This is a genomic window from Nakamurella sp. (assembly GCF_048594475.1).
GTDB lineage: Bacteria > Actinomycetota > Actinomycetes > Mycobacteriales > Nakamurellaceae > Nakamurella.
In genome coordinates this window covers 1-13,537 of the sequence record NZ_JBMDXT010000129.1, presented here as the reverse complement: position 1 = coordinate 13,537, position 13,537 = coordinate 1, and the positions used below count along the sequence as shown (strand labels likewise).

The window sequence follows — 13,537 nt, the reverse complement described above, 5'->3', positions numbered from 1 at the left end:
GGCATATCCTGCGGATATGGCTACCTGGCCCGATCTGGCCGCGGTCGAGGCGCTGGTCGCGGTCGCCGACCACGGCAGCCTGGCCGGGGCGGCCCGGGCCACCGGGATGGCCCAGCCCAACGTCAGCCGGTCCATCGCCCGCCTGGAACGTCGGTTCGGGCTAGCCCTGATCCACCGGTCCACCACCGGCGCCACCCTCACCGCCCAGGGGCTGGTCGTCGTGGAGTGGTCGCGGGAACTGCTGGACGCGGCCCGGCGGCTGGCCGACGGGGTCGCCGCGCTCGGCGACGGGCCCGGGTCGCTGGCCGTCGCGGCCAGCCAGACGGTGGCCGAGAACCTCGTGCCCGGATGGATCGCGGCCCTGCGCCGCGGGCATCCGGACCTGCGGATCCGCACGGAGGTCTGCAATTCGGCCGAGGTCGTCGGGCAGCTCCGGCAGGGGCAGGCCGACGTCGGCTTCATCGAGGGGCCGGACGCGCCGCCCGGGCTCAACCACCGGGTCGTCGGGCACGACGAGCTGGTGCTGGTGGCGCCGCCCGGCCATCCGCTGACCCACCGCACCGACCGGGTGTCACTGGCCGAACTGGCGACCTGGCCGCTGGTCACCCGGGAGGCCGGATCCGGCACCCGGGTCGCGCTGGATCATGCGCTGGAACGCCGCGGACTGCCCCCGGCCCGCCCGGTGCAGGAGGCCGGCAGCAACGCGACCGTACGGGTGGCGGTGGCCAGCGGCGCCGGCCCGGCCGTGCTGTCGGCGCTGGCCGTCGCGCCGATGATCGATGCCGGCACCCTGGTCGTCGTCCCGATGGACGTCACCCTGCGCCGGGAGCTGCGGGCCGTCTGGGTCGGCCCGGCCCAACCGGTCGGTCCGGTCGCGGACCTCGTCCGGATCGCCGCCGAGTCGGGCCGTCACCCCTGACCACCCGGCCCGACCACCGTGCCCGACCATCCGGCCCGACCAACCCGCCCGACCAACCCGCCCGACCACCCGATCGACGGCCGATCGTGGCCGCGCCGCCGGGCGGGGAAGCGCCCAACGGTGCGGCAGGATCGGACGATGACCACACCGCCCGACCACATCCGTGCCCGGCTGCGGTCCGGCCTGACCGCCGCGATGAAGGCCCGCGACAAGGAAGCCGTCGCGGCGTTGCGGACGGCGCTGGCCGCCATCGACGATGCCGAGGCGGTGCCCGTGCCGGCGCCGGCCGCCGGGCCGGCGGCCACCGGCGAGTACGTCGCCGGCACCGGCGTCGGGCTCGGGTCGACCGAGGCGGCCCGTCGCGAGCTGACCCTTGACGACCTGCACGCCGTCGTGCGCGGGCAGATCGATGAGCGGGTCGCGGAGGCGGCGACCTACGACGGCCTGGGCCGCGCCGACGCCGCCGACCGGCTGCGCCGGGAGGCCGCCCTGCTCGAGACCTATCTGCCCGGCTGAAAGGCTTCCGACCGGGGCGCCGGGCCGGCGCCCACCGGCGCGGCACCCCCGGGGGGAGGTGACCCCGCCCGGGTCCGCGGCCGGCGGGTCAGGGCACCTGGTGTCCGGCCGCCCGGAACAGCTCGTACCACTCCGGCCGGGTCAACGGGACGTCCGAGCCGAGCGCCGCGCCGGCGACCCGATCGGCGTTGGTCGTGCCCAACACCACCTGCATGTTCGCCGGGTGCCGGGTGATCCAGGCGGTGGCGATCGCGATCGGCGGCACGTCGTAGGCGGCGGCCAGCCGGTCGATCACCGCGTTCAGCTCGGGATGGTCGGGCGAGCCGAGGAACACCCCGGTGAAGAAGCCGGCCTGGAACGGCGACCAGGCCTGGACGGTGATGCCGTTGATCCGGCAGTAGTCCAGGACGCCGCCCCCGTCGAGGGTGACCGACTGGTCGAGGCCGACCATGTTGGTCGCGACCCCCTGCGCCACGATCGGCGCGTGCGTGATCGACAGCTGCAACTGGTTGGCCACCAGGGGCTGCCGCACCGCAGTCCGCAACAGGTCGATCTGCCGCGGGGTGTGGTTGGACACGCCGAACGCCCGCACCTTGCCGGAGGACTCGAGCTCGTCGAACGCCCGGGCCACCTCCTCCGGTTCGACCAGCGCGTCGGGCCGGTGGAGCAGGAACACGTCCAGGTAGTCGGTCCGCAGGGCCCGCAGCGACTCCTCCGCGGAGGCGACGAGGTGCTCGTAGGAGAAGTCGAAGTAGGGGCCGTCCGGCACGATCCCGGCCTTCGTCTGCAGCGTGACGGCGGCCCGGTCGGACGGGCCGAGCTGCATCGCCTCGGCGAAGCGCCGCTCGCAGCCGTGCAGCTCGTCGCCGTAGACCGCGGCGTGGTCGAAGAAGTCGATGCCGGCGTCGCGGGCGGCGGCGATGAGGGTGCGGATCTCGTCGTCACCGAGGGAGCCGATCCGCATGAGCCCGAGGACGACGTTCGGCGCCTGGACGTCGCCGAGGGTGATGGTCTTCATGGCCCCAGCCAACCAGCCCGCTGGCCAGCCCGCCCGGGGGCGCCGGTCGGGACCTACCCTCGATCGATGGACGAATCCGCCGTGGAGTCCGCCGACCTGACCCGGCTGCGCCGCTGGGAGGATGCCGGCGGTACCTGGCAGGTGCTGGCCCGGCGGCCGGAGGGTGTCGTCCTCTCGTTGTGCCGGTGTGACGGCGGCGAGGAGGCGGACCGGTTCTCCACCGCCGATCCGGCCGTCCTGGCCCATCTGGGCCATCGGGACCGCAGCGACGGCTGAGGGCCGGCCCGTGTGACGCTCAGGCCGTGACCGGACCCACCGCCGTGCTCGTTTTCGAGACCGGGAGGAAACCGGGCTGGGTTCCGCGGACCGTGACCGTGATACGGGTACCGACCTGGGCGGTGCTCAACGCCACGGTGGAGGATGTTGCGCCCGGGATCGCGACCCCGTCGGCCGACCACTGGAAGCCCAGCGAGGTCCCGGTGGTCCACGTTCCGGGCCGCGCGGTGAGGGTCGAACCCGCCCTGGCGACCCCCACGATGGTGGGCGTCGGGGCGGTCAACCGGCGAAGCAGCGTCACCGTCGCGGTCCCCGTCGGGCCGCTGCCGACCGCGTTGACGGCGCGCACGCCGAAGGTGTACGTGTCCCCGGGTCGCAGGTTGCTGAACGTCAGCGACCGGCGATCGGCGCGAACGGTCGTCGTCGTCGGGCCGTTGCCTTTGCTGTCGACCCCGTCCCGGGTGACCTCGTAGCCGGTGATCGCCGAGCCGCCGGTCAGGGAAGGCTGAGTCCAGGTGACCGTCGCGATTCTCGTCGTGTCGTCGACCGAAGCGGCGACCGACGTCACCGTGGGCGTCACGGCGCTGACCACCGAACCGGTGGACGGACCGGTCCCGGCCGTGTTCTGGGCTTTGACGGACACCAGGTACGGCCGGTTCGGGTCGAGGCCGTCGAAGGTTGCCGCGCGCGCGTAGGACGGCACCGTCCGGGACTGGATCGGAATCCCCGGCCCGTTCTGGTCGTACAGCTGGGCGAAGTAGCCCAGGATCTCGCCACCCCCATTGCTCGTCGGCAGGGCCCAGGTCACCGTGGTCGAGGTGCGGGCCGGCCCGCCGCTGGCCGCGACGGACGTCGGCGCGCTGGGCAGGGTCACCGAGGAGCAGGTCAATTCGGCGGGCTTGGCGGACGTGAAGAGCCACGTCTGGAAGAAGGCGGTGAGATCTCGGCCCGAGACCTGCTGAGCCATGGCGATGAAGTCGGCGGTGGTGCGTGGTGCGCCGGTCCCCGGAGCGGCCCAGCGACGGATCAAGGTATCGAACGCGGATGCTCCGATCAGCCGCTTGAGCGCGACCAGCGCCATCGCTCCTCGGTCGTAGACGAACCGATCGAGCAGCCGGGTCGGACCGGGATCCGCTGGGGCGATCCAATCGGTCGAGCCCCATGCCGCCGGGCGGCAGGCGAGCCGGGCGAAAGCCTGATCGACGGTTTCCGTTCCCTGGCTCTCGTTCCACAGCCACTGGAAATAGGTGGCGAAGCCCTCGTTCAGCCAGATGTCCGACCACCGGGCCAGGGTGACCAGATTGCCGAACCACTGGTGCGCGGTCTCGTGAGCGATCAAGGCAGGCCCGACGGACGGGTCGGGCCCGGTGAAGAAGTTCCATCCGTATACCGGGCGCCCCTGGGTCTCCAGCGCGAAGCCCAGATTGTCGCTGCTGACGATCGCTCCGTTCGTCTCGAACGGGTAGGTCCCGATGCGATCGGCCAGAAAGGTCGTGATCTCGTCGATCCGATCGAGTGCGTTCACCCATTGACCGCGGTAGTTCCCGACCGCCGAAATGATCGGGCGGCCGGCCGAGTCAGCTGACCGTCGGACGTCGTACCGCCCGATCGCGACCGTGGCGAGGTAGGTCGCCATCGGGTCGCGTGAGCTCCAGGTGGTCGATTGCCAGCCGTCGGCGGCCGTGGAGGTCGGACCGGGCAGTCCGTTGGCCACCGCGGAGACTCCGGGCGGGACGGTCAGCGTGATGTCGAACAGCGCCTTGTCGGACGGGTGGTCGTTCGACGGGAACCAAGTGGCGGCACCGTTCGGCTGCGCGGCGACGACCACTCCGTCGAGGGTCCTGATCCACCCCGGCGTGCGGTAGCTGTACGGGTTGGTCGCGGTGGCCGGAGTGCCGTCGTAGGTCACCTGGACCGTGAAACGTTCGCCCGGCCACTTGCGGATCGGAAAGCTCACCAGCAGGTCGGCGCCGGTGCGCTGCCAGCTGACCGGCTGCCCGTCGATCGTCACCGCACGCACATCCAGGCCGTTCAGATCGAGCCAGAAGCCGTCGATGAGGGACGTCGTGCGGGCGGTGATCGTGGTGACGGCGCTGAGCGCGGTGCCGGCCGGGTCGTACCGGAGCCGGATGTCGTAGCGCTCGACGTCGTAGCCGCCGTTGCCCTGGGTCGGGAAGTAGGGATCCCCGATGCCCATCGCTCCCCAGCTCAGTCCCGCATGGGCGCTCGGCGCCTCGGCCATCGAGACAATCAAGGACAGGCACAGGCCGACAATGATCGCCCCGAGCCGGTGCCGGGATCGAGATCTCGGGCGCGCGAAAGCCGACTGATATGCCATACCCGTTCTCCCCCTTGGCATCTGACGTTGCCGATCGGCAGTCTAAGCGGCCGAGAGCCGACGAAAGCGGCGAAAATGCCCTCGCTGGCCTGTTTCATGCGAATGCTCTCGCTTTCCCGCATTTGCCGAGCTGGCGGCCATCAATGGGCCGGCGGTGGGAGTCGAGGGTGATCGATTCCGAGCAACCGCTGGCGAATGCATGACGGAATCGTGCAATCGGAGCAGCGATGCCCCGATCGGTCATGTGCCGGCTACGTGGCGGTGATCATGAAGGCCGGGCGGACGGTGGCCGGCCCGTGTGACGCAGGGCAAACCCATGGTGACGATGACCACCTGGCCTGCCCGGACGCCGGTTCGTTTGCGCTGGTCAGCCTCACTCGTTCAGTGGAACGCGGATGGCCGGGCGGCCGTGGGAGAGCGTCGCCGGGGCAACGCAGTGTGACAATGCCGAGGTCACTCGACTACGACGTGGCTCGCCCGGCCCCGGCCCCGCGTGCCGGACGGGAGCAGCACCGCCGTGAAGATCGGTGATCTCGAGCTCAACGTGGACGTCCGACCCGGCACCGGGTCGGGTCGCCCGCTGCTCGTCTGCAACGGGATCGGCGCCAGCCTGCGCATCCTCGATCCGCTGGTGGACGCGCTCGACCCCGGTCTCGAGGTCATCCGGTTCGACCCGCCGGGCGTCGGCGACTCGCCGGCCGTGCCGTTCCCGTACGGGCTCCCGCAGATGGCCGCCATCGTGGACGAACTGCTCGACGAACTCGGCCACGACGAGATCGATCTGATGGGTTACTCCTGGGGCGGCGCGCTGGCGCAGCAGTTCGCGTTGCAGCGCGGTTCCCGCTGCCGGAACCTGATCCTGGTCAGCACCAGCACGGGGGCCTGGTCGGTGCCCGGCACCCCGCACGCGTTCCGCGAGATGCTCATCCCGCGCGAGCTGGCCGACGCGGCCGACGCGGCCGTCATCGCCGAGTTCATCTCGGCCAAGCCGGGCGCCGAGCAGCAGCGGTCCGCCTTCACCGCCGCGCATCAGCCGGCGGACGTGCGCGGGTGGCTCTACCAGCTGTCCGCGGTGATGTGGTGGACCAGCCTGCCCTTCCTGCCGCTGATCCGGCAGCGCACCCTGGTCGTCGGCGGCGTCGACGACCCCATCGTGCCGCCGGCGAACGCGATGATCCTGGCCGGGCTGATCCCGAACTCCACCCTGGCGCTGGTCCCGGGCGGGCATCTGGAGATCGTGACCTCGGCCAGCGATCTGGGTTCTCGGATCAACGACTTCCTGGCCGACGGCCGGCGCGCGGCCTGAGCCGGCGGCATCCGCCCGCGGCCGCCCGGCGCCGGCTCCGCCCGCGCCGGGCCGGCCGGCGGTGTCTAAGCGGTGCGGCACACTCGGCGTCATGAAGGTCGAACTCGCCCTGCCGTTCACCATCACGACCTGGGAGGGTGCGCCGGACCCCGCTCCGGCGCCCCCGGAGCTGGCGGCCGGCGCACCCGATCTGGCGGCCGTGGTCCTGGCCAAGACCTACGCGGGCCCGGACGTGGCGGCGACCGCGACCGGGCACGCGGTGACCACCCGGGGCGACCGGGGCGCCTCCTACGTCGCCCAGGAGCGGATCGTGGGCACCGTCCACGGGCGGACCGGCAGCTTCGTGCTCGAGCACGGTGCCTCGATGGGCGAGGGCATCCCGACCGAGCTGTGGGCGCGGGTGGTGGTGGGGTCGGGCACCGGGGGTTTCACCGGGCTGACCGGGACCGGGCTGGTGGAACACGAGCTGGTGACGCTCCGGGTCGACTGGCCGGCCGAGCCGGCCGGCTGAGGCCGGCTCGACCACACCGTCCGGACCCGCGGTCACGCGCCCGCTCGACCGTGGTCGGCGACAGTGGGGGAGCGGTGCACATCACGCCGATCCGGGCCGCCGGCCCGGTCCGGCTCCGCGAGGATCGATGCGTGCCCGCGCAACCCGACGACGACGAACTCCTCCTGATCCAGCAGTCGGGGGTGGTGTTGCGGGCGGGCCTGCTCTCGCTGTCGTCGGGAACGGGCAGCTACCGGGTCAAGGAGACGATGCGCCGGATCGCGGCCGCCCTGGGCATCGACCGGCATCACGCACAGGTGACCCTGACCGAGATCACCTCGACCTCGCACCGGGGGCGCAGCTTCCGGACCGAGGTCGCCGAGGTGCACGGGGTCGGGGTCAACGCGTCCCGGATCGCCGCGCTCGAGGAATTGGCCACCCGGGTCGGGTCGGCGGACCGGCCGGTCGGCATTCCGGAGCTGACCGCCGCCCTGGACGTCATCGAGCGGGAGCCGCCGCGGTACGGCGCCGTGCTGAACGGGCTGTGGGCCGGCCTGGCCTGTGCCGCCTTCGCCTTCCTGATCGGCGGCGGGCCCTTCGAGGTGGTCGCGGCGCTGGCCGGCGGTTGGGCGGGCCAGATCGCCCGGCGCCTGCTGCTGAGCCGGCACGGCAACCAGTTCGGCGCGACCACGGTGGCGGCGGCGACGGCCTGCGCGACCTACCTGCTCGCCGTGGAGGCCGGCCGGCTGGTCGGCGAGCCGGTGGCCGCGCACCAGGCCGGGTACGTCGCCGCCGTGTTGTTCCTCATCCCCGGCTTCCCGCTGGTCACTGCCGGCCTGGACCTGGCCAAACTCGACCTGTCGGCGGGCGTGGCCCGCCTGGTCTACGCGGCCCTGATCGCCGTCTCCGCCGGCCTGGCGGTGTGGGCCGTCGCGCTGGTGCTGGGCCTGTCGCCCGATCCGCTGCCCGGCCCCGACCTGCCGCCGGCCGCGCTCGTCCCGCTGCAGGCCGCGGCCAGCTTCGTCGGGGTCGCCGGCTTCGCGCTGATGTTCAACGGGACCGCGCGGATGGCCGCGGCCGCCGGCACGATCGGCATGATCGCCAACCTGCTGCGGCTGGAACTGATCCGGGTCGATCTGCCGCCCCAGGCGGCCGCGGCCGTCGCCGCCCTGCTGGTCGGCCTGCTCGCGGCGGTCGCCGGACCCTGGCTGCGGGTACCGCGGATCACGCTGACGGTGCCCGCGGTGCTGGTGATGGTGCCCGGGGTGTTGCTCTACCGGGCCATCTTCGCCGTCTCGGAGGGTGATGCCGGGGCCGCCGTGGGCACGATCGCCCAGGCGGCCCTGGTCACCATGGCGCTGCCGATCGGTCTCGCGGTCTCCCGCATGCTCACCGACCGCCGGTGGGCCTTCGACCGCTGACGGCCCCGATCAGTTGTTGAACTGCTTGGCCTTCTCAGCGACCTGATCGACGACGGTGTCGATGTTCTCCGGCGTCCGATCCTTGATCGCACCGGCCACCTGGTCGATCCGCTCGTCGGTCAGCAGCTCCTTGGCCTTGTCGATCAAGCCGGCCGCGGAGCCGGCATCGGCGGCGGCCGCCTGCTGGTCGCCCGCGGCGGCCGCATCGGCCGCGTCCTGCGCCTTCTTCTCACCCTGACCGAGCAGGTCCTTTGCCTGGTTGACCAGATCGTCCAAACCCATCGTGGACTCCTTTCCTCGGTTGTCCCCGCGCCGCCGGCCCAGGCCGATGGACGGACCCGCAGGTTATGTCCGGTCCGTCGGAGAGGGCAACCGGGACGCGGAGCCGGCTCGACGCGGCCGCACCGCGGCGGCGGCTCAGTGCAGCCGGCGGCGCCAGTCGGCGGGCACGTGCCCGGCCGGGCCCGGCACCGGCTGATCCTCCGGGCGGTGGTGCGGCGGGGCCAGGTCCGGTCCGTTGTAGAACTGCTCCTCCGGGTAGCTCCAGAACCAGGTCTCGCCCGGCTCGAAGCTCTGGATGAGCAGGTGCCCCGACGTGCGGGAATGGGCGCTGGCGTGCTGCGCGGGCGAGCTGTCGCAGCAGCCGATGTGCCCGCACTGGGCGCACCGGCGCAGGTGGAACCACCACCCGCCGTCGTCCAGGCATTCGGCGCAGCCGGTGCCGCTGGGCGCCGCGGTCGTATTGATGCCGGGGATCTCGGTCATGCTCGCATTCTCCGTCCTCCCGCCCCGTCCTTGCCCGTTCCGCCCGCCCGTCCGGCGGGTCACCGGGGCGTCCGGACCTCCTCGGCGATGCGCCGGCCGATCTCCAGGGCGGCCGTCGCCGCCGGGGACGGCGCGTTGAGCACGTGCACCTGCCGGATGCCACGTTCGTAGTAGAAGTCGTCGACCAGGCGACCGTCCCGGTGCAGCGCCTGCGCCCGGACGCCGGCCGGGGCGGGGCGCAGGCATCCGTCGGGCAGGTCGGGCACCAGCTCGCGCAGGGATGCCAGGAAACGCTTGGCCGACAGGGAGCGGGCGACCTCGCCGATCCCGGTCCGCCAATACCGCTTGCCCAGCTGCCACAGGCCCGGCCAGGCCAGGCTGTCGCCGATGTCCCGACCCCGCACGTCGCCCCAGGTGTAGCCCTCGCGGGCCAGGGCGAGCACCGCGTTGGGCCCGGCGTGCACGCCGCCCCTGATCATCCGGGTCAGATGCACTCCCAGGAATGGCAGCGTCGGATCCGGGACGGGGTAGATGAGTCCGCGGACCAGATGCTCCTGCTCGGGGGCCAGCTCGAAGTACTCGCCGCGGAACGGGATGATCCGCACCGCCGGGTCGAGCCCGGCCAGCCGGGCCACCCGGTCCGAGTGCAGGCCGGCGCAGTTGACGAACTGCTCGGCCCGGATCTCGGCCGGGCCCGAACCGGATCCGCCGCCGGCGGTCGACACCGTGACCGCGTCGAACCGGCCGTCCACCCCGACGATCTCGGTGCCCAGCCGCACCTGGCCGCCGGCCCGCTCGATCAGCCCGACCAGCGTCCGGCACACCCCGACGAAGTCGACGATGCCGGTCGTCTCCACCCGCAGCGCGGCCACGCAGCGCACGTGCGGCTCGTACTCCCGGGCCTGCTCGGGCGAGATCAGCGTCACCGGCACGCCGTTGGCCCGGCCACGCTCCAGCAGGCGCAGCAGCGCGGGCACCTGGGCCCGGGTGGTCGCGACGACGAGCTTGCCGCAGATCTCGACGGCCACGCCGTGCTCGACGGCGAAATCTCGCATCGAGGATGCCCCGGCGACCCCCAGGGTCGCCTTGAGGCTGCCCGGCGCGTAGTAGAGCCCGGAGTGGATGACGCCGGAGTTGTGACCGGTCTGGTGGGCGGCCACCGCCGGTTCCTTGTCCAGCACGGTGACCCGGTGGCCGCGCCGGGTCAGCTCGTAGGCGGTGGCCAGGCCGACGATGCCGGCGCCGGCGACCACCACCCCGGTCACGTCGTCGCGGCCGCCGGCCCGGAGGCGCTGTCGGTGACGGCGACCTCCCCGGTCGACCCGGCGGCCATCGCGGCCAGCTGGTCGGGCCCGGCCAGCGGCAGCCGGACCCGGAACCGGGTGTCGCCCGGAACGGATAGCACCGTCAGGTCGCCGTGGTGCTTGTTGACCACGATGCGCCAGGAGATGTCCAGGCCCAGGCCGGTGCCCTCGCCGACCGGCTTGGTGGTGAAGAACTGCTCGAAGATGCGTCCCTGGTTCTCGGGCGGGATGCCCGGCCCGGTGTCGCCGATCTCGACCGTCAGGCAGTCCTCGTCGGCCGACGTGCGGACGGTCAGCGTGCCCTGCCCGTTCATCGCGTCCAGCGCGTTGTCGATGAGGTTGGTCCAGACCTGGTTCAGCTCGGCCGGGTAGCCGGGGATCTTCGGCACGGAACGGTCGTACTCCTTGACCAGCCTCACCGAGCCGGTCCCGGCACCGAGCATGGTCAGCGTGCTGTCCAGCAGTTCGTGCACGTCGACGGTCTGGAACGGCGCCCGGTCCAGCTGGGAGTACTGCTTGGCCGCGCCGACCAGGGTGGAGATGCGGGTCGTCGCGTCGCTGATCTCGTTCATCAGCAGTTCGGTCTCGACCGTGTAGTACAGCCACTTCAGTGCGCCGTCCAGCGTTCCGTCGGGCACGGCGTCGGCCACCCGCTCCAGCCAGGCCACGTCGATGCCGGCCTGCACGTAGGTCGGCGCGATGTCCCAGGCGTGCGGGATGTCGTGATCCTCCAGCCATTCGCCGATGACGTCCTCGGCGTCGCTGGCCTCGATCGGCGTCAGCGTGGGGGCCTTGGCGACCAGCGCCGCGGCCTCCTCCTGCAGGGCGATCAGCGGTTCGAAGACGATCGGGTGCTTCTTGCCGGAGGCGATGATGGACAGCTTGTGCCGCATGCCGGCCACCCGCTCGCGTAGGGCGGCGGTCGCCCGGACCGCTGCGGAGGCCGGGTTGTTCAGCTCATGGGTCAGGCCGGCCGACAGCGAGCCGAGGGCGAGCAGCCGCTCCCGCTGGTTGACCGCGTCGTTGCTGCTCTTGATGCCGTAGAACAACCCCTCGAGCATGTGCACGGCCATCGGGAACCAGTCGCGCATGGCCTGGGCGAACAGCGGGGCGTCCAGCACGAAGAACCGGCTCGGGGTGATCGCCCGCATCGTGTTGTTGTAGGTGTCCGGGGCGTCCGGGCCCAGGTACGCGCGCCAGGCCCCGGCGTAGGCGCCGCGCTGGGCGGTGCGGGTGGTCTCCACGTCGTCCGGCCCGACCCGGCGGTAGAGCGCGACGGTGCCATCGACCAGCACGTAGAAGCAGGTCGCCCGGTCGCCCTCGACGTACACCGGGCCCGGGTCGAACGCCTTCATCCAGCCGTGCTCGCACAACCAGTCGAGCTGCGCCTCGGAGAGCTTCTCGAACAGGAACAGGGTCCGGAGCTCGGCCGGGCTGCAGCGCAGCGGGGCGTCGGCAGGGGTGAGGTGATCGGTCATCGGGCTGTCCTTCCCGCGCCCGTCACCGGTCCGGTCGTTCCGGACCGGTCGGGGCGGGCGGAGTCGTGGTGGTTCATGCGGCAGGCCTGAGGCCTCCGCGCGTCTCCAGATAGCGATGGACCAGGGTGACGGCCAGCGCACCCTCGCCGACCGCGGAGGCGACCCGCTTGACCGAGTTCGCCCGCACGTCGCCGGCGACGAACACCCCCGGGACGCTGGACTCCAGCAGGTAGGGGTCGCGGTCGGGCTCCCAGTTGGTCGGGCGCTCGCCGCCGGTCAGCAGGTCGGGCCCGGCCAGGACGAAGCCGCGCGCATCGCGGACGGCGATCCCGTCGAGCCAGTCGGTGCGGGGGGCCGCCCCGATGAAGATGAACAGGGACGCCGTCGACACCTGCTCGGTCGCGCCGCCGGCGTTGTCGCGCAGGGTCAGGCTCTCCAGGTGGTCGGTGCCGTGCCCGGCGACCACCTCGGTACGGGTGCGCACGGTGATGTTCTCGATGGTCTCGATCTGCTTGATCAGGTAGTGCGACATCGAGGCGGCCAGCGACTCGCCGCGGATGAGCATGGTGACCGTGCGCGCGTACCGGGCGAAGTAGACCGCGGCCTGCCCGGCGGAGTTGGCGCCGCCGACGATGTAGACGTCCTGCCCCTTGCACCCGGGCGCCTCGGACAGGGCCGAGCCGTAGAACACCCCGCGGCCGGTGAACTCCTCCAGACCCGGTGCCTCCAGCTTCCGGTAGGAGACCCCGGTGGCCAGGATGACCGTGTGCGCGTCGATGCTGCCGCCGTCGGCGAACCGCACGGTGCGGGCGGATCCGTTGACCTCGACCGCGCAGGCGTCCCGGGTGGTGATCATCTCGGCGCCGAACTTGAGCGCCTGACGCCGCGCCCGCTCGGTCAGCTGCGCACCGGTGACCCCGTCCGGGAAGCCGAGGTAGTTCTCGATACGCGAACTCTGGCCGGCCTGACCGCCGGTGGCGAGCCGTTCGATCAACACCGTGCGCAGGCCCTCGGACGCCCCGTACACCGCCGCACCGAGGCCGGCCGGACCGGCGCCGATCACGATGATGTCGTAGAAGTCCTCGGCCGGAGCGGTGGCCAGGCCGACCTGCTGGGCCAGCTCGGAATCGGACGGTTCGACCAGGACCTGACCGTCCGCGGTGATGACGACGGGCAGCTGGTCGCTCGTGACCCCGGCGGCGGCGAGCAGCCGCTCGCCCTCGGCGTCGTCGCACAGGTAGGTGCGGAACGGCACCTGGTTGCGGGCCAGGAAGTCCTTGACCTCGCTGCACCGCGCCGACCAGCGGGTGGTCACCAGCTTGGTCTGCGGGCGCGGGGTGTGGTCACTGCGCTTCCACTGGTCGAGCTCGTTGTCGATGACCGGGTAGAACTTCTCCTCCGGCGGGTCCCACGGCTTGAGCAGGTAGTAGTCCAGGTCGACGACGTTGATCGCGGTGATCGCGGCCTGGGTGTCGGCGTAGGCGGTGAGCAGGATGCGCCGTGCCTTCGGGTAGACGTCCATGGCCTTTTCCAGGAACTGGATGCCGTCCATCTGCGGCATCCGGTGGTCGGCCAGCAGCGCCGCCACCTGGTCGCCGCGCAGCTTCATCTCCTTGAGGGTGTCCAGGGCCTGCTGCCCGGACTCGGCCCGGACGATCCGGTAGTCCTTGCCGTACCGGCGACGCAGGTCACGGGCGACCGCCCGG

General features: G+C 72.3%; 13 protein-coding genes. 6 read left to right on the top strand and 7 right to left on the bottom strand.

All coding sequences use genetic code 11. The annotated features are described in order from the left end of the window. Both ACOJUF_RS06660 and ACOJUF_RS06655 read left to right on the top strand, forming a co-directional pair. A partial coding sequence (locus ACOJUF_RS06660) for a LysR family transcriptional regulator (protein WP_420121077.1) occupies positions 1 to 919 on the top strand: 919 nt, incomplete at its 5' end. 138 nt (positions 920 to 1,057) lie between these two features. Next, a complete protein-coding gene (locus ACOJUF_RS06655) occupies positions 1,058 to 1,435 on the top strand; it encodes a hypothetical protein (RefSeq protein ID WP_420121076.1) in 378 nt (125 codons plus the stop codon). An 88-nt stretch (positions 1,436 to 1,523) separates the two neighbouring features. Here ACOJUF_RS06655 and ACOJUF_RS06650 read toward each other — a convergent pair whose 3' ends face one another. Beyond that, positions 1,524 to 2,453, bottom strand: a complete 930-nt coding sequence (locus ACOJUF_RS06650; protein ID WP_420121075.1) for an aldo/keto reductase — start codon at positions 2,451 to 2,453, stop codon at positions 1,524 to 1,526. Between the two features lie 66 nt (positions 2,454 to 2,519). Here ACOJUF_RS06650 and ACOJUF_RS06645 point away from each other — a divergent pair, with 66 nt between their 5' ends. Next, positions 2,520 to 2,729, top strand: coding sequence for a hypothetical protein (locus ACOJUF_RS06645; RefSeq protein WP_420121074.1), 210 nt, complete (start codon positions 2,520 to 2,522; stop codon positions 2,727 to 2,729). Positions 2,730 to 2,748: 19 nt separating this feature from the next. Here ACOJUF_RS06645 and ACOJUF_RS06640 read toward each other — a convergent pair whose 3' ends face one another. Continuing rightward, the gene (locus tag ACOJUF_RS06640; RefSeq protein WP_420121073.1) at positions 2,749 to 4,971 is read right to left on the bottom strand and encodes a fibronectin type III domain-containing protein; all 2,223 of its coding nucleotides are present in this window, start codon (positions 4,969 to 4,971) and stop codon (positions 2,749 to 2,751) included. A gap of 613 nt (positions 4,972 to 5,584) precedes the next feature. Here ACOJUF_RS06640 and ACOJUF_RS06635 point away from each other — a divergent pair. From ACOJUF_RS06635 to ACOJUF_RS06625, 3 genes are all read left to right on the top strand, one after another. After that, positions 5,585 to 6,373, top strand: a complete 789-nt coding sequence (locus tag ACOJUF_RS06635; protein ID WP_420121072.1) for an alpha/beta fold hydrolase — start codon at positions 5,585 to 5,587, stop codon at positions 6,371 to 6,373. A gap of 91 nt (positions 6,374 to 6,464) precedes the next feature. Then, the gene (locus ACOJUF_RS06630) at positions 6,465 to 6,884 is read left to right on the top strand and encodes a DUF3224 domain-containing protein (protein WP_420121071.1); all 420 of its coding nucleotides are present in this window, start codon (positions 6,465 to 6,467) and stop codon (positions 6,882 to 6,884) included. A 131-nt stretch (positions 6,885 to 7,015) separates the two neighbouring features. After that, entirely contained in the window at positions 7,016 to 8,284 is a 1,269-nt protein-coding gene (locus ACOJUF_RS06625) for a threonine/serine ThrE exporter family protein (RefSeq protein ID WP_420121070.1), read from the top strand. 9 nt (positions 8,285 to 8,293) lie between these two features. Here the strand turns inward: ACOJUF_RS06625 and ACOJUF_RS06620 are convergent, their stop codons facing one another. From ACOJUF_RS06620 to ACOJUF_RS06600, 5 genes are all read right to left on the bottom strand, one after another. Continuing rightward, the gene (locus tag ACOJUF_RS06620) at positions 8,294 to 8,566 is read right to left on the bottom strand and encodes a hypothetical protein (protein ID WP_420121069.1); all 273 of its coding nucleotides are present in this window, start codon (positions 8,564 to 8,566) and stop codon (positions 8,294 to 8,296) included. A gap of 135 nt (positions 8,567 to 8,701) precedes the next feature. Next, positions 8,702 to 9,049 (bottom strand): UBP-type zinc finger domain-containing protein, encoded by a 348-nt coding sequence (locus ACOJUF_RS06615; RefSeq protein WP_420121068.1) that lies wholly within the window; start codon positions 9,047 to 9,049, stop codon positions 8,702 to 8,704. A 59-nt stretch (positions 9,050 to 9,108) separates the two neighbouring features. Beyond that, positions 9,109 to 10,314, bottom strand: a complete 1,206-nt coding sequence (lhgO, locus tag ACOJUF_RS06610) for an L-2-hydroxyglutarate oxidase (protein WP_420121067.1) — start codon at positions 10,312 to 10,314, stop codon at positions 9,109 to 9,111. Then, positions 10,311 to 11,831 (bottom strand): ATP-binding protein, encoded by a 1,521-nt coding sequence (locus ACOJUF_RS06605; protein ID WP_420121066.1) that lies wholly within the window; start codon positions 11,829 to 11,831, stop codon positions 10,311 to 10,313. Before ACOJUF_RS06605 ends, lhgO begins: the two co-directional genes overlap by 4 nt. Positions 11,832 to 11,904: 73 nt before the next feature. Beyond that, positions 11,905 to 13,537: FAD-dependent oxidoreductase (locus ACOJUF_RS06600; protein ID WP_420121065.1), on the bottom strand; the 1,633-nt coding region annotated here is incomplete at its 5' end.